The organism is Xanthomonas sp. JL1, from assembly GCF_038405005.1.
In genome coordinates this window covers 1-21,512 of sequence record NZ_JBBYGR010000029.1, presented here as the reverse complement: position 1 = coordinate 21,512, position 21,512 = coordinate 1, and the positions used below count along the sequence as shown (strand labels likewise).

Sequence of the window (21,512 nt, the reverse complement as noted above, 5' to 3'; positions counted from 1 at the left end):
CGCCATACCGGTTGAAGCGTCCCGTCGCTTTCCTCAGCCACGCTCACTTCCACTGCTTGCGCGCCACGCTCAGCGCCACCCAACCCAGCGCTGCTGCAGCAAGCACGGCGCCGACGATCACCACACCCATCCAGCCGGCCTGCGCATACGCTGCCGTGCCCAGGGTCGAGCCCACCGCACCACCGATGAAGTAGCAAGTGATGTAAGCGGAGGTGATGCGATTGCGCGCAGTCGGATTGCGCTGATAGATCACGCTTTGATTGGCGATATGCACGCCCTGCACCGCGATATCCAGCAGCACGCCGACGATCAGCAGTGCGATCGAGTGCGGCGCAAACGCCAGCAGGCCCCACGACAGCAGCAACATCACCAGCCCGCCGCAGCTCACGCGGTCGCCATGACCGTGATCGGACCAATGCCCGGAGCGATTGGCGGCCAGCGCACCGGCCGCACCGATCAGGCCGAACAAGCCGATCACCGCCGTGCCATAGCCATAGCTCGGCCCGGACAACAGAAACGCCAGCGTGGTCCAGAACATGCTGAAGCCGGCAAAGATCAGCCCGCCCAGTACCGAGCGCGAACGCAGCACCGCATCGTCGCGCAGCAGCCTCAGCACCGAGGCCACCAACTGCGGGTACGCCAGTTGCGCATTGACCGGATGGCGCGGCAACCCGCGCCACAACAACCCGGCGGTGAGCAATAACGCACCCGAGGCGATCCAGTACACCGTATGCCAGCCACCGACACCGGCGAGCACGCCGGCCACGGCGCGCGCCAGCAGGATGCCCAGCAACAACCCGCTCATCACCGTGCCGATCACCCGGCCACGCTCGTTGGGCGCGGCCAGCGTGGCGGCAAATGGCACCAGGATCTGCACAGCCACCGAGCTGGCGCCGGTCACGATCGTGCCGACCAGCAACATCGCAAAACTGTGCGAACTGGCTCTGACCAGCAGGCCGAGCGCGCTGAGCACGAACAAGCCCACGATCAGGCCGCGCCGCTCCAGCCGGTCGCCCAGTGGCACCCCAGCAACAGCAACCCCGCCGCATAAGCCAGCTGCGCGGCCGTGACCACCGCACCGGCGCTGCGCACCTGGATACCGAACGCCTGTGCCAGCGTTTCCAGCAAGGGCTGCGCGTAATAGTTGCTCGCCACCGCCAGCCCGGTGGCGGCGGCCATCAGCAGCACCGGGCGGCGTGGCAAGGGCGGGTGGGTGCTGGGCTCGGTATGCATGGCAATTGCCTGGTCAAGGAATGTGCGCAGTGTGGGCAGCCGGCCGGCATCTTTCCAATGCATTGTTTTCACCACAGCCATCGTCTTGCGAGATTGCATGCCGACCTTGCGCCAACTGGAATTGGCCGTGGCCGTGGCCGAAGAAGGTGGCTTCACCGCAGCCGCACGCCGCCGCAATACCGTGCAATCGGCACTCAGCCACCAGGTCGCCAAGATCGAAGAGACCTTCGGCGCGTGTCTGTTCGAACGTGGCACCCGCCAGGTGCGGCCCACCACCGCCGACGAGGTATTCCTGCACAACGCCCGCCAGACCCTGCGCGCGGCCGAGCGCCTGCACGAGGAAATGGCGCAAGCCCTGGGCACCGTGCGCGGGCGGCTCGCATTGGCGCAGATCTCCTCGCTCACCACCGTGCAGCTGCCGGGGTGACTGCATCAGTTCCGCAGCGCGCATGCGCGTGTGGACGTGCACCTGTGCACCGCCATGCGCGAGGCCTTGCTGCACGATCTGGGCGAAGGCCGGGCTGGATGTCGCTCTGGTCGGCGTGGGTCCACAGGTCGCGGTGCCGGCGCAGCGCCTGCTGCTGCATGAAGAGGCGCTGGCCTTGATCGTGGCCCCCGGCCACCGCTTTGCCACGCGCAAACGGGTGGCACTGGCCGAGCTGGACGATGAACCGATGACCGGGCTGATTGCCGGTGCCGGCGTGCGCGGCATCCTCGATGCTGCCTTTGCCCAGGCCGGCCTGCGGCAGCGCCAGCATTACGAAGTGACCCATGCCGATCTGGTGCGCGAACTGGTCGCTGCCGACCTGGGTGTGGGCATCATCCCGCAGACCATGGCCGGCGCCATGCGCGGCGTGATCACGTTCGCGTTGAAAGAGCGTTACCGGTGTCTGACCTACGCGGTGTGGCGGCCCGACCCCAGCCCGGCCGCGCGCGCCTTCGTCGCCTTGCTGCGTGCCCAGCTGGCCCGCACCCCAAGGCGCCGGCACGTCTGGCCCGCTGAACGCAGCCGCCATCCACCAGCACGCCGTGGAAGCCTGCTAGGCTGCGCGCGTTCGCAAAGGAATCTGCATGTCCGGTCACAGTCAGTTCGCCCTGCTCAGGCAGCGCCGCTTCTTGCCGTTCTTCGCTGTCCAGGCGCTGGGCGCGTTCAACGACAACGTCTATCGGCAGGCCATCATCGGCCTGTTGTTCTATATCGGCATCGATGCCGCGCAGCGCACGCTGTACACGAACCTGGCGCCGGCAGTGTTCATCCTGCCGTACTTCCTGTTCTCCGCGCTGGCCGGGCAGATCGCCGAGAAGCTGGAAAAACAGAAGCTCATCGTGATCACCACCACGATGGAGATCGCGATCATGTCGCTGGCTGCCGTCGGCTTCATCACCGGGAACATGGTGATCCTGCTGATTGCGCTGTTCTGCACCGGCCTGCAGTCCACGCTGTTCGGGCCGGTCAAATATTCGATCCTGCCATCGGTGCTGAAACCGGAAGAGCTCACCGGCGGGAATGGCCTGGTCGAGATGGGCACATCGATCTCGATCCTGTGCGGCATGATCTTCGGCGGGCTGATCTTCCAGATCGCCGGCAGCCATGGTCCGGAAGCGGCGGCCACTGCGGTGATCGCAATTGCGGTCACCGGCAACCTGGTGGCGCGGCTGGTGCCGCGCGTCGATGCCGGCGCGCCCGAGCTGACGATCAACTGGAATCCCATCCCCGAATCGCGCGCCATCATGCGCCTGACCCGGCGCACGCTGGCGGTGCGCAACTCGGTGTTGGGCGTGTCGTGGTTCTGGTTCATCGGCACCGTGTTGACCGCGCAGCTGCCCACCTATGCGCAGCTCAACCTGGGCGGTCAGCAGGACCTGTACGTCTTTGCGCTGGCGCTGTTTTCGATCGGCACCGGCGTGGGCTCGCTACTGTGCGAACGCCTGTCCGGGCGCACCGTGGAGATCGGCCTGGTGCCGCTGGGCGCGTTCGGCATCAGCGCATTCCTGCTCGATCTTTATTTCGCCCGACCTGACGCGGCGCCGGTCACCGGCTTGTTGATCGGCCAGTTCGTGCAGCAGCCAGGTAGCGTGCGGCTGATCGTGGATCTGGTCGGCATCGGCCTGTTTACTGGCCTGTTCGTGGTGCCGTTGTTTGCGCTGATCCAGAGCCGCACGCCCAAGGCCGAGCTGTCGCGCGTGATCGCCGGGCTCAATATCCAGAACTCGCTGTTCATCGTTGCCGCTGCCGTGATCGGCATCGTGCTGCAGTTGCCGCAAGTGGTGCTGTTCGGTGTGCGGATTCCACTGCCGGGCCTGAGCATTCCGCAGGTATTGCTGGCGCTGGCAATCGCCAACACGCTGGTGGCGCTGTGGATCTTCACCTTGGTGCCCGAGTTCCTGATGCGCTTCCTCAGCTGGGTGCTGGTGAGCGTGTTGTACCGCCTGCGCGCGCGCAATATCGACGCGCACGTGCCCGATGAGGGCGCAGCGCTGCTGGTGTGCAACCACGTCAGCTACATGGACGCGTTGATCCTGTTGGCGGTCATTCCGCGCCCGGTGCGCTTTGTCATGTACTACAAGATCTTTCGCGTCCCGGTGATGCGCTGGATCTTCCGCACTGCCAAGGCCATCCCGATTGCCGGCGCACGCGAAGACCCCGCATTGATGCAACAAGCCTTCGACCGTATCGATGCCGCGTTGGCCGATGGCGAGCTGGTGTTCATCTTCCCGGAAGGCGCGCTGACCAAGGATGGCGAGATCGCGCCCTTCAGATCCGGCGTGGAAAAGATTCTGCGACGCCGCAGCGTGCCGGTGATCCCGATGGCGCTGCGCGGCATGTGGTCGAGCATGTGGAGCCGGCGCGACACGCGCCTGGGCCGAATGCGGGTACCGCGGCGAATGCGCGCGCAGATCGAAGTGGTGGCAGGTGAAGCGATTGCCGGCGATCAAACCAGTGCCGAACTCTTGGAACAACAGGTGCGCGCACTGCGTCAGGATCAGTCCTGAGCCCGGCAAGTGCAGGCTTTGCCTCCATGGCGCGCCGCGAGTAGCCTGTGCGCCAGTGCACGCTTTGCCGCCACGCCCGCCAAACGGACGCGGCCGGTCGTACCAGCGGGACGTCCTTGTGCTCAACATCATCGCGCCTGAGGTGCCTGCCGTGATCGGCGGGCGTCGCTCATTGCAACGGCTGGCGGTCATGCCGGCAGCGATGCGCATGGCGATGCGCGCGATGACTGCGTGGGCGCGGGGGTGCAGGTCGCTTGCGCGAGCAAACATCCAGCATGACGCCGCGCTGCCCACGTCCACAGATGCCGACACCTGGCTTGCCGCTCACGCGCATGCCAACGTCCGCTTCAGCACCATCCGGCCAGTGCCGGCGCGCGCCGCCGCTGCGCAGCAGGGCGCTCGATAACCCATCCCACTCACCCATCAGTTCGCTGTTGTTTACCACCCAAGGAACTTCACCATGAGTGCCATCCCACCGCCGATCCATCCGCAGCCTTCCGTCGGTCCGCCGCCTGTCCAGCCAATCCGGAATCATCTGGCCTGGTCCATCACGATGACGGTTCTTTGCCTTGTGATTTGCTGCTCATGCTGGACCATTCCAGGCATCATCACGGGCATCGTCGCAATCATCTTCGCTGCGAAGGTGAATCCTTTGCTCAACGCAGGAGATATTCCTGCAGCGATCAAGGCGTCGAGCACTGCAAAGATACTGGCATGGGTGACCACTTGCATCTTCGTGCTCGGACTGCTCCTTTGGATTGTCTCGATCGCCAGCGTTGGCGTCGGTGGTTACAAGGTACGCATTATCAAGATGCAGCAGCAGATTGAGCATTCGAGATAAGCGTGTCCAAACGCCTGCTACAGCTTTCGCTCGCACCGGCTGCCTTGGCAGCTGGTGCGGGCGTGTGGATTTTTTGGAAGTTTGATCCAAACCTTCCGGGAAACCCATTCCCACCGTGCATCTTTCACGCGTTGACGGGCTTCTACTGCGCTGGGTGCGGCATGACTCGTGCCCTGCATGCGCTGGCACACGGCGACTTAGTCACAGCCACCAGAATGAACGCGTTTGCAGTCGGGCTCTTGTTGCTTCTCCCATGGGCGGTGCTGTGGCATCTCGGATGGCAGCCCAGGCGTTTAATGCCATTGGCCAGACTCTTTGGTTCTCCCTGGCTCTGGGGAACTTTATTGCCAGGCTTTTGGATAGCGCGAAATTTGCCTTGGTTTCCATTTACCTGGCTTGCTCCGGGTTGAGGCTACTTCCGCTGAAACAGGGCGGTCTCAAGAGTCAAGTGCAACACCTCGAGAGACCTGCTGTTAGCGCAACTGATGGACGGACAGCCCAGCAGGCCATTGATTGTGCAAAAGTTACGTGAGCCAGTGTTTTGAGAGAAAACGCGGGTCTGCAGTGGAGAAAAGTGGCTCTCTGAAAAAGCGTCTGGCGCTACTGAAGTCTTGGCAGGCAATCGAGCTGCCAAATCGCATTACAGCGATTGGCATAGGTTGCATGCAACACCATCACGCCTGACATCTGATCGGTGCTGCTTCAACGTTCCGGCACAGACCGAACAGGCACTAACGCACCCACCCAGCAATCACCAGCAACGCCAGCACCACCAACCACAGCAGCAGCACGCGCCAGATCAGGCTCATTGCGTCGCGCACTTCCGGCAGGCGGCGCCAGACGGGTACCAGCCCCGAATCGGTGTAGTCGTGCGCTTCTTCGCGCAGCTCTGCGCTGACGCTGGCACGCGCCACAGCACCGAGAAAATGCGGTTCCAGCAACCAGCGGTTGCCATGCGCTTCGCGCCAGGCGCGGAACACGGTGTCGAAATTGCCCACCAGCGCCATCGACATCGTCATCAGCTGCGCCACCGGCCATTCCAGCACCGCCAGCAGCCAACGTGCGCCGGCCAGATTGCGGGGCGGCAGCAAGACCGCCAGCGGGCTCTCTACCGCTAATGCAGTCAGCCGGTACAACACCGCGCCGAACGGCCCCAGCAGCAGAAACCACCACAGCACCGCAAACCAGCGCCGCAGGCCATTGACCACCACCGCTTCCACCAGCGACGGCGCGTCTTCATGCATGCTGCCGCCGGCGGCCTGCAGGTGTGAAATCGCCTCGCGCCGCGCGTGCGGCTCGTCGGCATCGATCACCGCTTCCACATCGCGATCCAGATCGCGCGGGCCCCAGGTCCAGGCCAGCACCGCCACGCCGAACAGCAAGTCCAGAAAGCCGTGCCAGACATCGTCCAGCAGCCACTGCACCAGCAATACCAGCAACGCCGGCAGCACAGCCAGCAGCACGCCACAGCGGCCTTGCCACGCACCGCGCCCGGCCGCGTAACTGTCCAGCCGACGCAACCATTGTCCGAACCAGGCGAAAGTGCGGAGCCTGGCCACCTGCGTCGGCACCAGATGGCCCAGCGTGAGTGCGACGACGACGGCTACCAGGGTGGTGAACATGGGTGGGCCTCCTCAGCCGAGTCTAGCCGAGGGGACGCAAGCACCGCTGCAACGCTGCAACAACCTCCCAGGCTCAGCCATGCGTGCGATGCCAGTGCTCAATCAACGCACGTGCAATGGAGATGCGCGGCGGCAACCCGATGTCGGCCTCGCCGGCCAGCGCAGCGCTGACTTCGGCATGGCTGACCCAACGCGCGTCCTCCAGCTCACTGGTGACCTGCGGCACCTCGGTCGCTGGGGCACGTGCGGTGAAGCCCAGCATCAGCGCGCCCGGGAAGGGCCACGGCTGCGCGCCCAGATAGCGGCAGTCCTGCACATGCACGCGGGTTTCTTCGAACACCTCCCGCGCTACGGTCTGCTCCAGCGACTCACCCGGTTCAACAAACCCGGCAATCACCGAATAACGGCCCGGCGCCCAACTGGCCTGACGGCCGAGCAGCAAGCGCGCGCCATCGCTCACCGCCACGATAATGGCCGGATCCACGCGCGGGTAATGCTCGGTCTGGCAGTGCGTGCAGTGCGCGATGAAGCCAGCGCGCCGGAACGCGATCGCACCGCCACAGACGCCGCAAAAGCGCGTGCGCGATTGCCAGTGCAACATGGCGCGTGCATAGGCGAAGGCGGTAGCGATCTCGGCTGGCCAGTCGGCAGCGGCCTGGCGCAGATCGATCCGCTGCGGCGCCTGCACCGGGACAATGTCGGCCGGCAGACAAAACCAGCCCACTGCATCGCGCAGACCCAGGAAGATCGCAACCTCCAGCCCGTCTCCCAGTTTGGCGCCATCCAGCAACAACGGCTGGCCATTGGCATCGGCCAGCGCCGCGCCCTTGGCGTCGATCAACAGCACACGGCCGTGTGGCCACAGACGCGCCAGGGCGTCGGGATCGTCACGCAACACATCGCCGCGATCAAGCGGCGCGTGGGTGAAGGCAACATCGGACGGTGAAAAAAGAGACCCTGACATCGGCGCAAGCCTGCCGATAATCGGCAGCGCCTGCAACCATCGTACGCACTCTACCGAGCGTGCTTGCGTTGCGTATTCAGACGCGGGCGCCGCCCGCGCTGGCCACCGGCTTGGAACGTGGTTCACGCAAGGTCGCGCGGCCCCATCACGGGACCGCGCGCAGGTGCGGCCATGTCGGCAAACGCACGTTAGCCAATGGTCATGGCAGTGCACTGCACCGGTTGCAGTGAAGAACCATGCAGGTGCGGGCTTGGGATACGCCCACACCTGCAAACCCTTCGGCGGGGTCAAGCAACGACCGCTGTATCAGCGCTGCTTGTCCAACAGCTGATCCCGCACCACCACGATGCACGATTCTTTCGTCAACATATGGGCGAAGGCCGAGTTGTCGCTGGCGTTGCCGGTGCCGGTATCCACCAACGCCACCTGGTTGCTGCCGCGCTGCTGGAAGCTGGCGATCGCGGTCTGCGCATTCTTGAGCGGGACAGTGGCATCGTTGGACGAACCGCACAGCAAGGTCGGGGTTTGCGGCGCCCACTCCAGCAGATTGTTGCGCGCCAGATCCTGGCGGAACGGGTTGGCCGGGTTGCTGGGGAAGTCGCTGTAGAAGCCAGGCTGGAAATACGACTTGACTTTATCGATGCTTGGCAAGGTGTCGTTAAGAAACATATCGGTCAGGCTTTGCTTGCCCGGGAACAAGGGCTCCACTTTGGCAGCCCACGGATCCTGAAACACCTGTCCGGGCTCCAGATAGATGTTCTTGTAGGTGTGCTGCATCGCGACGATGGCATAGCTTCCCAGAAGGATACCGAACGTGTTTTCGCCGACCGCATTGCTGCCGCTCCAGCTATCCAGGAATGTTTGCTCTAGCGCATACGGCCCGGAGATCGGAGCGCTGGCCACCAGATGGAATTCCTTGGACAGATGCGCTTCTATCTCGCGCTGGGTGGCCATTGCAGTGTGGCCGCCCTGCGAATAACCCGACAGCATGACCTTGCCCGAAAGCGGCGTCTTCAAATGCTGCAAAACGCTGCGCGCCGCGCGCATCGCATCGATGGTCGCACTCGCCTCGCTCGCGCTGTGCAAGTACGGATGATACGCATAATTGGATTTACCAAGCCCCAGATAATCGCTGCCGACGACGACATACCCCTGGCTGGCGAGCCGCGTAACCAACGGGTCGTCGCCCTTCGCATCGCGGATCTCCTTGGCCTGCTCCTGAGCGCGCAACGCTTCGGTCGGATGCCCCCAGCCCAATAACGGATACGGCCCGCTACACCGCTCGCCACCCGGAATCAGCAGCACGCCAGATGCGGTGGCCGGTTCGCCCTCGACACCGATGGTTGCATAGGTGAATTCGGCAACCCTGACATTACATTTGGCCTGCTCAGGCTGCGAGCCAGAGGCAGGCTGCGAGCCAGAGGCAAGCATTGCGCTGATCGCATCGCGGGTATAGCTGGTCAGGAAATTGCTGGTGAGCAAGGTGCCGCGCGCGGGTGCTGCCTGCGCGCTGGGTGCGAGCACTGCGCTGGCGATACCCAACATGGCCGCCAGGCCAAACGCTGATCGGGAGTTGATGTGCAACATTGAGGTGATGCTCTCTTGTGGAAGGACGGAACGGGCAGGAGACACTCACGCGACGCAAGATCGGCATCGGCTGCCCGATCGAACGTGCGGGAGAACTTAGGAGTAGTCACGGCACCACCGTTTGAAATCGACGCAAGACATGGCATGCGCGGTCGGCACAGCATCGCGCCCGGCCGAGGTGCATCAGCATGGACGAGCGGCAAGGCCTGGACAAAACGCGCATCTCGTGACGCCAGCGGTGAGCACGCATGTAGTATGCGTCATATCGACCTACGCACCACCGCCCATTCACGAAGCCGGCGCGCGCGCCGCGAACGCTGCAACGCACAGACATTAGTGGCGCGTTAAACGCACGCAGCGGTGGCGCGCGTTGCGCGCACAACTCAAGCAATCAGAGGCGTATCAGGCGCTCGATAGGCAGCGACGCGCTGCATTCCTTCCATCATGTAGAACATGACTACGGCGCTGCGCGTGGCGCAGGCCATCTTCCTCAACTGTGCGCATGGACCGCTGCCTGCACGACTCTTGCATATCGCACGCTGTCATCGCAATGAAGGATTGCCGCGGTAATGATCGACAGTTGAAGTGCTCAAACGCATGTCTGAGCAGTGGTGGTCATTGGCGTAACGCGCAGGCCGCGTCGGCAGCGTCATCGCGAGGGTCGTCCGCCTAGCTGCAGCGACCAAACGAGCGATACATCACCAGCAGCACACGCAGCAAGCACGGCGCAGCGAGTGCCCTAATGCAAACACCTCCCCCTGCTCGCCGCCCAGCCTCATCGGCACGCCTTCAACACTTACCAGGGCGCAGCGCGCGGACCTCTACCGCGCTCGATCTCACGCGCAAGAATCGAGCTTTCATCGCAACAGCGGCCATGCCGGAACACGGGTGATTCGCCAGCGATCGGCACGCATCCACACAGGCGGTTAAACGCTGAAGCTGCTCCCGCACCCACACGTGGTTTTCGCATTGGGATTGCGGATCACGAACTGCGCGCCGGTCAGGCTTTCGGTGTAATCCACCTCGGCGCCCATCAGGTATTGCAGGCTCAGCGGATCCACCAGCAGCGTCACGCCATCGGTAACCACGGCAAGGTCGTCCTCGGCACGGTTCTCGTCGAACTCGAAACCGTACTGGAAGCCGGAACACCCGCCGCCCTGGATATACACACGCAATGCCAGGTCGGCATTGCCTTCTTCCTGGATCAGCTCGCGCACCTTGGCAGCGGCGGCCACGGAAAAGTGCAGTGGCCGGTCGATGGACTGGTAGTCCGGTGCCGGGGCGGCGGTGGGAAGGGAAACGAGCGTACTCATGCCGTCAGCATGGGGGCCAGACGTTCCCACTTCAAGCCATGGCTGCGGGGGCGTTCACCGCGCACGCTCTAGTCAGACGTCGGCGATTTCAGCCTGTAGCGCAGTGAACGGCTCGGCACGGCTGGTTTCCGGCGCCGGTGACGCCGCGGTTGCCGCTGCAGTGGCAGCGTGAATCAGCCGCCCGGTGAGTTGCGCACCGACACTCATTTCCACTACCTGGTAATGCACATTGCCCTGCACGCGCGCATTGGCGGCCAGTTCGACCCGCTGGGCCGCATGCACATCGCCGGTCAGCTATCAGATCGTCCCTCCGACTGAGCCTGATTGAGGCAATAGCTCCATCAACCATGCGAGCTCCTCTTCGTTGAATGCCGGGAAATCATCCGCTGCCCCTGCGAAGGGGGCCGCATCTTGTTCCCACATCACGGTGCTGGACGCTGCCAGGTCGGCAGCGATGGGCGTACCAGGATCCGGGAGGCCGCCCCCGATCCTGGTACGCGGGCGTTTTACCCTCCAGCTGAGGGGCAAATGCAGCGTATCGTGCTGTTCGGGAACGCGCACCTCGAAAGATTGCTGTGCGGAGGGGTCGGTGACAGCACGATCCGATCGGGACCGTTTACGGCTGCTTGCCCGCGTCTGATCTCCCTCGTGCATTGGGCTGGGCGCATCAAGGTCACGCTCCAGCGAATCGGCGAATGCATGCAAAGACGCCTGATCCGGCGTTTGAGCTGAAGTAGGGGACGGTTTGGCCCTTTTCATCCCTGATGCCTGGAGGATACGGTCCCAACGCTGCGAGGCTGGGGGGAGCGTTCCGTAGCGGGCTTCGAATTCGGTGACGCCCACTCTGCGAAAGAGCTGTACCAACCCGTGCCTGCTCATCCCGAACTGCGTCATGGCGTCATCGAATGCTTGCGCTGGGTGGGAGTGGCTCTGGAAAAAACCAAGCACGCGAACCACGTGCGCGAGGTCGGCAACGCGATGGGACGTGCGTTCGGGAATGCGGCGATTGATTCTTCTGATCAATTCTGGCGCGTGCGGCAATCCCTTTTTCACTGCATCCAGGGCAGGACGCCCGCCGAGGCAGGCCAAGGCGACGAGGTGGTCGTTGGTCAACGCGGCCAACGCCGGATCAGGGCAAGATAACTGGGCAACAATGCTCTCCAGCGCCTGCTTGCCGCCGCCATTGCTGGCGATGGCCACCACTTGGTCCGGGGTCAGGCCATGGTCCTGGCACAGCACCGGCAACAGCCGCTGCACCGTCTTCAGCGCCTGCTTGCCGCCGCCATTGCTGGCGATGGCCACCACCTGGTCCGGGGTCAGGCCATGGTCCTGGCACAGCACCGGCAACAGCCGCTGCACCGTCTCCAGCGCCTGCTTGCCGCCATCGTGGCTGGCGATGGCCACCACCTGGTCCGGGGTCAGGCCATGGTCCTGGCACAACACCGGCAACAGCCGCTGCACCGTCTCCAGCGCCTGCTTGCCGCCATCGTGGCTGGCGATGGCCACCACTTGGGCCGGGGTCAGGCCATGGTCCTGGCACAGCACCGGCAACAGCCGCTGCACCGTCTCCAGCGCCTGCTTGCCGCCATCGTGGCTGGCGATGGCCACGACCTGGTCCGGGGTCAGGCCATGGTCCTGGCACAGCACCGGCAACAGCCGTTGCACCGTCTCCAGCGCCTGCTTGCCGCCGCCATTGCTGGCGATGGCCACGACCTGGTCCGGGGTCAGGCCATGGTCCTGGCACAGCACCGGCAACAGCCGCTGCACCGTCTCCAGCGCCTGCTTGCCGCCATCGTGGCTGGCGATGGCCACCACTTGGTCCGGGGTCAGGCCATGGTCCTGGCACAGCACCGGCAACAGCCGCTGCAGCGTCTCCAGCGCCTGCTTGCCGCCGTTATTGTTGGCGATGGCCACGACCTGGTCCGGGGTCAGGCCATGGTCCTGGCACAGCACCGGCAACAGCCGCTGCACCGTCTCCAGCGCCTGCTTGCCGCCATCGTGGCTGGCGATGGCCACGACTTGGTCCGGGGTCAGGCCATGGTCCTGGCACAGCACCGGCAACAGCCGCTGCACCGTCTCCAGCGCCTGCTTGCCGCCACTATTGCTGGCGATGGCCACCACCTGGGCCGGGGTCAGGCCATGGTCCTGGCACAGCACCGGCAACAGCCGCTGCACCGTCTCCAGCGCCTGCTTGCCGCCACTATTGCTGGCGATGGCCACCACCTGGTCCGGGGTCAGGCCATGGTCCTGGCACAGCACCGGCAACAGCCGCTGCACCGTCTCCAGCGCCTGCTTGCCGCCACTATTGCTGGCGATGGCCACCACCTGGTCCGGGGTCAGGCCATGGTCCTGGCACAGCACCGGCAACAGCCGCTGCACCGTCTCCAGCGCCTGCTTGCCGCCATCGTGGCTGGCGATGGCCACGACCTGGTCCGGGGTCAGGCCATGGTCCTGGCACAGCACCGGCAACAGCCGCTGCACCGTCTCCAGCGCCTGCTTGCCGCCAATATTGCTGGCGATGGCCACGACCTGGGCCGGGGTCAGGCCATGGTCCTGGCACAGCACCGGCAACAGCCGCTGCACCGTCTCCAGCGCCTGCTTGCCGCCATCGTGGCTGGCGATGGCCACGACCTGGTCCGGGGTCAGGCCATGGTCCTGGCACAGCACCGGCAACAGCCGCTGCACCGTCTCCAGTGCCTGCTTGCCGCCGTTATTGTTGGCGATGGCCATCACTTGGGTCGGGGTCAGGCCATGGTCCTGGCACAGCACCGGCAACAGCCGCTGCACCGTCTCCAGCGCCTGCTTGCCGCCAATATTGCTGGCGATGGCCACGACCTGGTCCGGGGTCAGGCCATGGTCCTGGCACAGCACCGGCAACAGCCGCTGCACCGTCTCCAGCGCCTGCTTGCCGCCGTTATTGTTGGCGATGGCCATCACCTGGTCCGGGGTCAGGCCATGGTCCTGGCACAGCACCGGCAACAGCCGCTGCACCGTCTCCAGCGCCTGCTTGCCGCCGTTATTGTTGGCGATGGCCATCACCTGGTCCGGGGTCAGGCCATGGTCCTGGCACAGCACCGGCAACAGCCGCTGCACCGTCTCCAGCGCCTGCTTGCCGCCAATATTGCTGGCGATGGCCACGACCTGGGCCGGGGTCAGGCCATGGTCCTGGCACAGCACCGGCAACAGCCGTTGCACCGTCTCCAGCGCCTGCTTGCCGCCGCCATGGCTGGCGATGGCCACGACCTGGTCCGGGGTCAGGCCATGGGCCTGGCACAGCACCGGTAACAGCCGCTGCACCGTCTCCAGCGCCTGCTTGCCGCCAATATTGCTGGCGATGGCCACCACTTGGTCCGGGGTCAGGTTCAGGGGGGCACCCGTCAGTGCATTGCGCCATGCATGCACTGCCTCCACTGCGGTCACGCCGCCACGTTTTGCAATCTTGAGAAGTTGGCCTGTGTCCAACTGTAACGGCGGACCTCTCAACTCCCCCGCCTTCGTGAGCAAGGCCTCCAGGGCGCGTGCGCCGGACCACTGTTTGCCGACGCCAACGATGTCTTCGTGTGTCGCCTCTGGCAACGCCCTGATTATGTCCTGATACGTGACAGCAACGGTCCCTAACGCTGCCGGGTGTTGGCTGAGCGCAACGATGTGCGCGTGTGTAAACCCATGGCCCACCAGTGCCTCGTGGTGCTGCGCCACTGTCGAACGCACCTTCGGTTTGATCTTCTCTTGCTGCTGCTGACTGTAGCCGAGCGTGCGTAGATCCACCTGCGCGGCCGGCGAAGCGTCGGAGGGTTGCGCCGCACGCCGCCGCGGGGCCGGCTTGGCGCGCGGCGGCCGCGCGGCAGTGACAGCGACACGCACGGTGGGTGGCGGGTCATCGGCTGCACGCAGACCCGATTGCACCTCATCGCACTCTGCTGGGGCAGCCGCTGTATGCGGCGTGCCGACGGCAGGCATCGAATCAAGAAGCGATGTATCAAGAAGCGACGGATCGAACTGACGGAGCAGATCGCTGAAGCTGCCCGCCGAGAACGCAGGCGAGGGCGCAGGGGGAGATGGCAGCCGGGTCCGGGACATCGTCCGCCGAGCGGGCAAGCCATCCAGGGGGCCGCCAGCAGGCGGAGCCCCCCCCCCCCGATCTGCAGTCGGCTGAACCCTATCCGGTTGGGGTCCGGGCAGAAGCTCGCGGGCAGGACTTGGCGTGCGCGAACGAATGGGATCCATGCCGTTGATGATCACAACCGGGGCGCGCACTTCGCCTTCGATGCTGCCCTGCTCGGCCACCGTCAAGGTGGCGCTGGTGCCTTCTTCGGCAATCACCTTGCCCAGGATGCGACCTTCCACATACAGGCCTCCGCTGAACAGCAGGTCGCCGCGGATGACCACCTGCGGCCCGATCAAGGTATCGACAACGGTCTGCGCACCACGGTTGGACTTATTCCCGAACATGAGCTACTCCCCCGCGCCATTGCCGGCGACTTTCCAATCGAATGTCTGATTGACCGGCGCCCCATCGCCGCTCAGAGCGATGTTGACACGTTGCGGGGTGAAATCCTTCGGCAGGATCACGCTGCCGTCCAGCTGCTGGAAATAGCGGAACGAGTACGGTTGCCCGGCAGCATTGGGCTTTTGGTGCAGCTCGTTCCAGCTCACCGTCACCAACTTGCCGGCGCGCACGCCTTCCACTACAAAACGCAGCTGGCCCTGGCTGATCGCGCCACGGTTGAGGTTCTGGGTGAGCACCACGCTGTAATTCCAGGTACCGCCGGCCTCGGCAGTGAACTGCACCGAGTGCGCATTGAGCCCCTTGCGCTGCGCGGTGGAGCCCACCAGGCGCTCATAGAAAGCCACGTCGGCACGCAGTGCGGCGATCTGCTCATCGCGCTCGGCCAGCGAAGCCTGCACTTCGATATTGGCCGCGCGGCTGATCTTGTCCGACATCGCCAGGTTGACCTGGCGCTGCTGCAACTGCTCGATCTGCCGCCGCTGCTGGGCTTGGCTGCGTTGCGCCTGCTGCAGCGCTGCCTCGGCTTCCACCAGGCGGGGGGCGGCGGTGCGCGTGGCCATCCACCACACCCCGCCCAGCGAGGCCAACCATACGACGGCGACCACCAAGCACAGCCAGCGGCCACTGGAACGGCCACCGCCGGAATCACGTTGGACGATCTGCACGCGTGCGGCTGGTCTCATGGGCATCGGATCCGGACGCGCCGGCGCAATCATGGGCGGGGTAGTGTGCCAGAGCCCCGACAATCGTCGCGCTGGCGCTGGACCGGCGGTTATCCCAAAGTTCTGCCATAGTTGTGCAATTGTTTGCGAGGAACCACGCCATGAGCGACGCGCATCTGTTCGTGATCGGCATTCTGCTGGCCTGGCTGGCTGGCATCCGGGTCTATCTCACCGTGTTCGGCGTCGGCCTGGCCGGCCTGCTGGGCTGGATCGACCTGCCGCCGGCGCTGCATCCGGCGCAGTCGTGGTGGGTCCTGGACACGTCCGGCGCGCTGGCAGTGGCCGAATTCTTCGCCGACAAGATTCCGGGCGTGGATTCGGGCTGGGACCTGCTGCAGACCCTGGCACGCGTGCCGGCAGGCGCCTTCCTGGCCGCAGCCACGCTCTCACCGGACGGCGATCTGGGCGCCGGCGCCCTGGCGGCCGGCGCTGGCGTTGCGCTCACCAGCCACACGCTCAAGGCTGGAACCCGCGCATTGCTCAACACCTCACCCGAACCAGCGAGCAACTGGGTCGCCTCGCTGGCCGAGGACACCGTCGTCACCACGGCGTTGGCACTGGCGCTGGCGCAGCCATGGCTGGCATTGAGTGTTGCAGTGGGCTCCAGCCTGCTGGCTGCGCTGGTGGTGTGGTGGGTCTGGCGCTTGCTGTGGCGGGGCATGCGTCGGCTGGTCGCGCCGATGCACTCTAGTGCCACGCCGGCTGCACGCAACTCCCCGCTATCGTGAAGTTCATCGCATAATCACAGCGACTGCAGGGAGTATCGATGGCCGCTCGAGATCCGGTTGTTTCCACCACACTTGACGACACCGCCACGCGTAATCGTCCACTGCGCGCCGAGACCCCGCCGGCCGATCACTGGCGTCGCTGGGCCGACGAGGCTGCCGCGACCTCTGACGATGTCGCGCCGGTGAGCGCGACCATCATTCCTGCGCCTGCCGTTGCAGCTGCGCTACGGTCGGCTGCCCCCGTGGCCGCGCCGCGCGCGGCAGCCGCGGTCGGCAGGGCGCGTGCCGCATCGGCATCGGCGCCCACCGCGCCGCCAACCTCCACCGCTGCGCCACGCGACGGCGACGACAACGTCGCGGCCGATGCGCCGTATCGCGTGCTCATCGTCGAAGACGATCGCTCGCAGGCCTTGTTCGCGCAAAGTGTGCTGCACGGCGCTGGCATGCATGCGCAGGTCGAAATGACCCCCGCCAGCGTGCCGCAGGCGATCCAGGACTATCACCCGGATCTGATCCTGATGGACCTGCACATGCCCGAGCTGGACGGCATCCGCCTGACCACGCTGATCCGTCAGCAGCCCGGTCAGCAGCTACTGCCGATCGTGTTCCTGACCGGCGACCCGGACCCGGAGCGGCAGTTCGAAGTGCTCGACAGCGGCGCCGACGACTTCCTCACCAAGCCGATCCGCCCGCGCCATCTGATCGCCGCGGTGTCCAACCGCATCCGTCGCGCACGCCAGCAGGCACTGCAGCAGGTCGGCGAACAGATCAGCGTGCGTAGCAACCCGGAAACCGGCCTGCCCACGCACGGCCATGTGATGAACCTGCTGGCCGATGCGCTGGAGCGCAAGCAGTCCGGCGGCCTGTTCTTCATCGAGATCGCCAGCGCGCTCGACCTGCGCGAACGCTACGGCTACGCCGCCTACGAGCGGTTGATGACCCAGGCCGGGCACCGCCTGGCCAGCGCCGCCCAGCCCTACCCGCTGGCGCGTTTGAACGACAACAGCTTCCTGCTGCTGGCCGTGGGCATGCCCGAAGCCAGCCTGGAACAGCAGGCGCTAGAAATCCGTCAACGCTTGTCCGCCAACGCCTTCCAGGTGCGCGAAGAAGAGTCCGTGCACGTGCGCTGCGCCGTCGGCGTGGCACCGCTGGGCCTGGGCTTCGACGACACCGGCAGCGCGCTGGAAGCGGTCGAACGCACTGCGCTGCAGGCACGCCTGCGCAGCGACGGCGTGCAGACCTATCTGGCACCCAGCCAGGCAGAACAGCAGGAACAACTGCGGCTGGTCGAAGGCCAACTCGAACTGGCGTATCAACCGATCGTGGCCGTGGCCGGCGGCGACACCGCGCAGTACCAGGTGCTGCTGCGGCTGCCCCAGGCCGACGGTACCCTGCTGTCGGCGGGCCAGGTCATTCCTGCCACCGAAGCGGCCGGGCGCATCGCCGATCTGGACCAGCAGGTCATGGACCACGCATTGGGCTTGCTGCACTTGTACCAGCACGCCAGCCCGCCGCTGCGTCTGTTCGTGTCGCAATCACCGCGCACGCTGGCCCGCGACGCCTTCGCTGATTGGCTGCTCAAGGCACTGCCCGAACGCGGCGTGGCCGGGCAATCGTTGATCGTGGATCTACGCCTGGACGATGCGCTGATCCATGCCGTCACCGTGCAGCAGTTCTGCGCCAAGTTGATGCCGGCCGGCGTGCAGTTCTGCCTCAGCCAATTCGAACCCGGCGACGAAGCCAACGCGCTGCTGGCCCAGTTGCCGCTGAGCTTCGTGCGCATGGCCAACCGCTTCGCCGATGCCCACGGAAACGCCGCGGTGCGCGACGAATTGCGCGACGTGGTCGACATCGCCCATCAGCGCGGCCTTTTGATCATCGGCCAACGCATCGAAGATCCTCAGGCAGCGGCTGCGATGTGGATGAGCGGCGTGGATTTCATCCAGGGCAACCTGGTGCAGACGGTCGGCAAGGAACTGGACTTCGATTTCACGAGCGCGGTGCTCTGAGTGACAGCGCAGACAGGAGGCCTCCGCGCCTGGTGTATCGCGGCAACGCTGGCGGCGCTCACGGCAGCGTTAGCGGCATGTCTGCAGTGGTCTTCGCTGCAAGGCCCCTGGCGCGCGATCACCGCGGTGGCGGCAGTCCTGGCAGTGGTGTGCGGCATTTGCGCCGCGGCTGCCGCCTACCGTGCCGCACCTGCGCAGCACGCCTTGGCGCAGCGCCTGGAAGAGGCTGAGCGGGCCCGCGAACGCTTGCAGCAGGAACTGCAGCGCCACGGCGAACTCGAACAGGAACTATTGCGCGCCAAACAGGCTGCCGAAGCCGCCATGCTGGCCAAGGGCGAATTCCTGGCCACCATGAGCCACGAGATCCGCACCCCGCTTAACGGCATCATTCCGATGCTGGAGCTGATCTCCAGCGGCCAGCTCAGCCTGGACCAGCGCGACATGCTGCAGACCGCCACCAGTAGTTCGCTGCAGCTGCTGCGCATCGTCGACGACATCCTCGATTACTCCAAGCTCGAGGCCAACAAGCTCGAACTGGAAATCACCACCTTCAACCTGCGCGAACTGCTCGACGGCGTCGTGCAACTGCTACAGCGCACCGCCGAAGGTCGCCAGCTGCGCCTGAGCCTGGATATCGAACCGTCGGTGCGCCTGCTGGTGCGCGGCGACCCGATCCGCCTGCGCCAGGTGCTGGGCAATCTGATCGGCAACGCCATCAAGTTCACCGAACGCGGCAGCGTCGACATCCAGCTGCGTCGCCTGGGCGAAACGCGCGCCCAACATCTGCTGCGTTTCCAGGTGCGCGACACCGGGATCGGCATCGCCCCGGACCAGCAGACGCGCCTGTTTCGCTCCTTCGCACAAGCCGACGCCTCCACCACGCGGCTGTATGGCGGCACCGGGTTGGGCCTGGCGATCTGCAAACGCATCATCGATCTGATGGGCGGCCGCATCGGCGTGGAATCCGAACCCGGACGCGGCTCAACCTTCTGGTTCGAAATTCCGCTGCTCAAGGTCATCGGCGACCTGCAGCAGGCCACCCGCGCCGACGCTGTGCGCGTAATGGTGATCAGCTCCGATGCACGCCTGTCGCAACGCCTCAAGCGTCTGCTCGACAGCTGGGGCGTGTCGCATGTGCTGATGGAAACCACCCAGGAAGCGCTCGAACGCGTGCGCCGCCACAGCGACACCGAAGGCTTCCGCTGCGTCATCGCCGACCACGACACCTTGCGTTATAGCGCGCGCGCCGTGCACCGCGCGCTCGCGCGCCCGGAAAATGCCAATAGCGCGCGGCTGATCTGGCTGTACGGCGAAGAGCCGGTGCCGGCCGAACTGCGGGATCACGCCACCCTGGTGCCGCGCCAGAGCCCGGACGAAACCCTGCGCCCCCTGGTGTTGCCGCCCGATCCCAAGCCCGTCCCCACCGCCACGCTGGCCTCGGCGATGATCCCCGAGCCGTTGCCGCCACCAATGGCCAACGCGCGCGAAGTGCGCATCCTGCTGGTCGAAGACAACCCGGTGAACCTGCTGGTCGCGCAGAAGCTGCTGGCCGTGCTCGGCTTCGAGGCCGACACCGCCACCGATGGCGAAACCGCGCTGACCAGAATGGAATCCATCCGCTACGACATGGTGTTCATGGATTGCCAGATGCCGGTGCTGGACGGCTATGCCGCCACCCGCCGCTGGCGCGCCATGGAAACCGAAAGCGGAAGCCGCCCGCTCCCGATCGTGGCGATGACCGCCAACGCGATGGCCTGCGACCACGAACGCTGCCTGGCCGCCGGCATGGACGACTATCTTTCCAAGCCGGTCGCACGTGAACAGCTCGACGCCTGCCTGCAGCGCTGGCTGCCGCGTCAGGCGCTGCTGCCCGGCCCAAGCACTGCCGGCCAGTTCACACACGATCCCGAAAGCGCCAGCGCCGGGGCGCAGGCATGCGCATTGCCGATCCTGGACAACAGCGTCATCGACGAGCTGTACGAAGTAGCCGGCGCGGACACCATCACCATCCTGCAGCTGTTCCTGGAAGACGCCCCGCCCATCATCGAACAATTGGAAGCGGCCGCAGCCAATCGCGACAGCATGCAACTGCGCGACCTCGCACATACTCTCAAATCCTCCAGCGCCAACGTCGGCGCCCAGGCCGTGTCCAACGCGGCACGGCGCATCGAACTAGCCGCCCGCACCGGCACCATCGAACGCCCCTCGGCCATGGTCGCCCTGGTGATCGCCGAATACGCGCGCGCGCGCCTCGCCCTGCTAGGCCAGGTCGCCCGCCTGCAAGCCGCTGCCAGTACGCCAAACCCGTAATCGAATAAGCGCTTTCGAAGCAGCGGTACAAGTCTGGGGCCATCACCGGCACCGAACTGCCATGGGATGGCCATCCCGACCGCGAACGCTCTCGGGCAGAGCGGCTCTGGCCACGAACGCTACTCGGTCGTAGTTGCCCTGACAGCTTGGTGAGCGCGCCCAGGATGGCCCCCGCATCCGGCGCAAGTCGTCGCCCTGCCAGGCCAGGTGGCGCGCGTGCAGGTTGCCACCGACATGCCTGGAGTGTCTCGAGCAAGCATCATCAGGCAGGCGCTGACAGCGATCTACCGAGCATCTGCGAATCGTCAACGCAATGCTCAAATCTCTCTGATGCGCAATGCCCTTTCACGCGGAAGGACACGCAAGCCTCTCGTGTCCCGGGAGAACACAAGAGCCCCTCTCCTGCGAGAGAGGGGTTGGCGTGAGCGACGTCCCCCCGATTTTGAGTAGCACCTCAGCTTGGAGTCCAATTCCCTACCCCGAGGAGATGGGACGTGAAGAAGCGCTTTTCCGAAGAGCAGATCATCGGCTTCCTGCGCGAAGCCGAGGCCGGCATGCCGATCAAGGACCTGTGCCGACGGCATGGCTTCAGTGAGGCGTCCTACTACCTGTGGCGCAGCAAGTTCGGCGGCATGAGCGTGCCCGATGCCAAGCGGCTCAAGGACCTGGAGGCCGAGAA

General features: G+C 65.2%; 13 protein-coding genes and 3 pseudogenes. 8 read left to right on the top strand and 8 right to left on the bottom strand.

The window, feature by feature from the left end; genetic code table 11:
• Positions 1-43: 43 nt before the first annotated feature.
• Positions 44-1,233: pseudogene (locus WJW29_RS06300) on the bottom strand (MFS transporter).
• A gap of 97 nt (positions 1,234-1,330) precedes the next feature.
• Between WJW29_RS06300 and WJW29_RS06295 the strand changes: the two are divergent.
• From WJW29_RS06295 to WJW29_RS06280, 4 genes and pseudogenes are all read left to right on the top strand, one after another.
• A pseudogene (locus WJW29_RS06295) lies at positions 1,331-2,204 on the top strand (LysR family transcriptional regulator); the annotation flags it as partial.
• A 100-nt stretch (positions 2,205-2,304) separates the two neighbouring features.
• Positions 2,305-4,227 (top strand): MFS transporter, encoded by a 1,923-nt coding sequence (locus WJW29_RS06290; protein ID WP_011257451.1) that lies wholly within the window; start codon positions 2,305-2,307, stop codon positions 4,225-4,227.
• A 460-nt stretch (positions 4,228-4,687) separates the two neighbouring features.
• Positions 4,688-5,068: a CD225/dispanin family protein gene (locus tag WJW29_RS06285; protein ID WP_011257450.1), complete on the top strand. Its 381-nt coding sequence runs from the start codon at positions 4,688-4,690 to the stop codon at positions 5,066-5,068.
• 2 nt (positions 5,069-5,070) lie between these two features.
• The gene (locus WJW29_RS06280) at positions 5,071-5,478 is read left to right on the top strand and encodes a DUF2752 domain-containing protein (protein ID WP_011407466.1); all 408 of its coding nucleotides are present in this window, start codon (positions 5,071-5,073) and stop codon (positions 5,476-5,478) included.
• Positions 5,479-5,799: 321 nt separating this feature from the next.
• Here WJW29_RS06280 and WJW29_RS06275 read toward each other — a convergent pair whose 3' ends face one another.
• The 7 genes and pseudogenes from WJW29_RS06275 to WJW29_RS06245 all read right to left on the bottom strand — a co-directional run bounded on the left by WJW29_RS06275 (position 5,800) and on the right by WJW29_RS06245 (position 15,747).
• On the bottom strand, positions 5,800-6,690 hold the full coding sequence (locus tag WJW29_RS06275; RefSeq protein ID WP_011257449.1) for a cobalamin biosynthesis protein: 891 nt from the start codon (positions 6,688-6,690) through the stop codon (positions 5,800-5,802).
• Between the two features lie 73 nt (positions 6,691-6,763).
• On the bottom strand, positions 6,764-7,654 hold the full coding sequence (gene nudC / locus WJW29_RS06270) for an NAD(+) diphosphatase (protein WP_011257448.1): 891 nt from the start codon (positions 7,652-7,654) through the stop codon (positions 6,764-6,766).
• Between the two features lie 306 nt (positions 7,655-7,960).
• Complete coding sequence (locus WJW29_RS06265) at positions 7,961-9,241, bottom strand: lipase family protein (RefSeq protein WP_011407465.1); 1,281 nt, start codon at positions 9,239-9,241, stop codon at positions 7,961-7,963.
• Between the two features lie 926 nt (positions 9,242-10,167).
• Positions 10,168-10,554 carry an iron-sulfur cluster insertion protein ErpA gene (gene erpA / locus WJW29_RS06260; RefSeq protein WP_011407463.1) on the bottom strand — a complete coding sequence of 129 codons (387 nt, stop codon included), beginning with the start codon at positions 10,552-10,554 and terminating at the stop codon, positions 10,168-10,170.
• A 72-nt stretch (positions 10,555-10,626) separates the two neighbouring features.
• Positions 10,627-10,848: pseudogene (locus WJW29_RS06255) on the bottom strand (polymer-forming cytoskeletal protein); the annotation flags it as partial.
• A gap of 3 nt (positions 10,849-10,851) precedes the next feature.
• Positions 10,852-15,006, bottom strand: coding sequence for a type III secretion system effector avirulence protein AvrBs3 (gene avrBs3, locus WJW29_RS06250; protein WP_341898593.1), 4,155 nt, complete (start codon positions 15,004-15,006; stop codon positions 10,852-10,854).
• 3 nt (positions 15,007-15,009) lie between these two features.
• On the bottom strand, positions 15,010-15,747 hold the full coding sequence (locus WJW29_RS06245) for a DUF6776 family protein (protein ID WP_011257443.1): 738 nt from the start codon (positions 15,745-15,747) through the stop codon (positions 15,010-15,012).
• Between the two features lie 140 nt (positions 15,748-15,887).
• On the opposite strand from WJW29_RS06245, the gene WJW29_RS06240 reads away from it, so the two are divergent.
• The 4 genes from WJW29_RS06240 to WJW29_RS06225 all read left to right on the top strand — a co-directional run.
• Positions 15,888-16,514: a DUF4126 domain-containing protein gene (locus WJW29_RS06240; RefSeq protein WP_011407461.1), complete on the top strand. Its 627-nt coding sequence runs from the start codon at positions 15,888-15,890 to the stop codon at positions 16,512-16,514.
• Positions 16,515-16,552: 38 nt separating this feature from the next.
• Complete coding sequence (locus tag WJW29_RS06235) at positions 16,553-18,523, top strand: EAL domain-containing response regulator (RefSeq protein WP_012446246.1); 1,971 nt, start codon at positions 16,553-16,555, stop codon at positions 18,521-18,523.
• A complete protein-coding gene (locus WJW29_RS06230; protein ID WP_011257440.1) occupies positions 18,524-20,833 on the top strand; it encodes an ATP-binding protein in 2,310 nt (769 codons plus the stop codon).
• Positions 20,834-21,387: 554 nt separating this feature from the next.
• The coding region (locus WJW29_RS06225) for a transposase (protein ID WP_154583419.1) at positions 21,388-21,512 on the top strand (125 nt) is incomplete at its 3' end.

What these genes read in the sequence shown, in the direction of transcription:
- WJW29_RS06290 (WP_011257451.1), top strand. Translation starts at nt 2,305, where the DNA reads ATGTCCGGTCACAGTCAGTTCGCCCTGCTCAGGCAGCGCCGCTTCTTG.
- WJW29_RS06285 (WP_011257450.1), top strand. Translation starts at nt 4,688, where the DNA reads ATGAGTGCCATCCCACCGCCGATCCATCCGCAGCCTTCCGTCGGTCCG.
- WJW29_RS06275 (WP_011257449.1), bottom strand. Translation starts at nt 6,690, where the DNA reads ATGTTCACCACCCTGGTAGCCGTCGTCGTCGCACTCACGCTGGGCCAT.
- nudC (WP_011257448.1), bottom strand. Translation starts at nt 7,654, where the DNA reads ATGTCAGGGTCTCTTTTTTCACCGTCCGATGTTGCCTTCACCCACGCG.
- WJW29_RS06265 (WP_011407465.1), bottom strand. Translation starts at nt 9,241, where the DNA reads ATGTTGCACATCAACTCCCGATCAGCGTTTGGCCTGGCGGCCATGTTG.
- erpA (WP_011407463.1), bottom strand. Translation starts at nt 10,554, where the DNA reads ATGAGTACGCTCGTTTCCCTTCCCACCGCCGCCCCGGCACCGGACTAC.
- avrBs3 (WP_341898593.1), bottom strand. Translation starts at nt 15,006, where the DNA reads ATGTTCGGGAATAAGTCCAACCGTGGTGCGCAGACCGTTGTCGATACC.
- WJW29_RS06245 (WP_011257443.1), bottom strand. Translation starts at nt 15,747, where the DNA reads ATGAGACCAGCCGCACGCGTGCAGATCGTCCAACGTGATTCCGGCGGT.
- WJW29_RS06240 (WP_011407461.1), top strand. Translation starts at nt 15,888, where the DNA reads ATGAGCGACGCGCATCTGTTCGTGATCGGCATTCTGCTGGCCTGGCTG.
- WJW29_RS06235 (WP_012446246.1), top strand. Translation starts at nt 16,553, where the DNA reads ATGGCCGCTCGAGATCCGGTTGTTTCCACCACACTTGACGACACCGCC.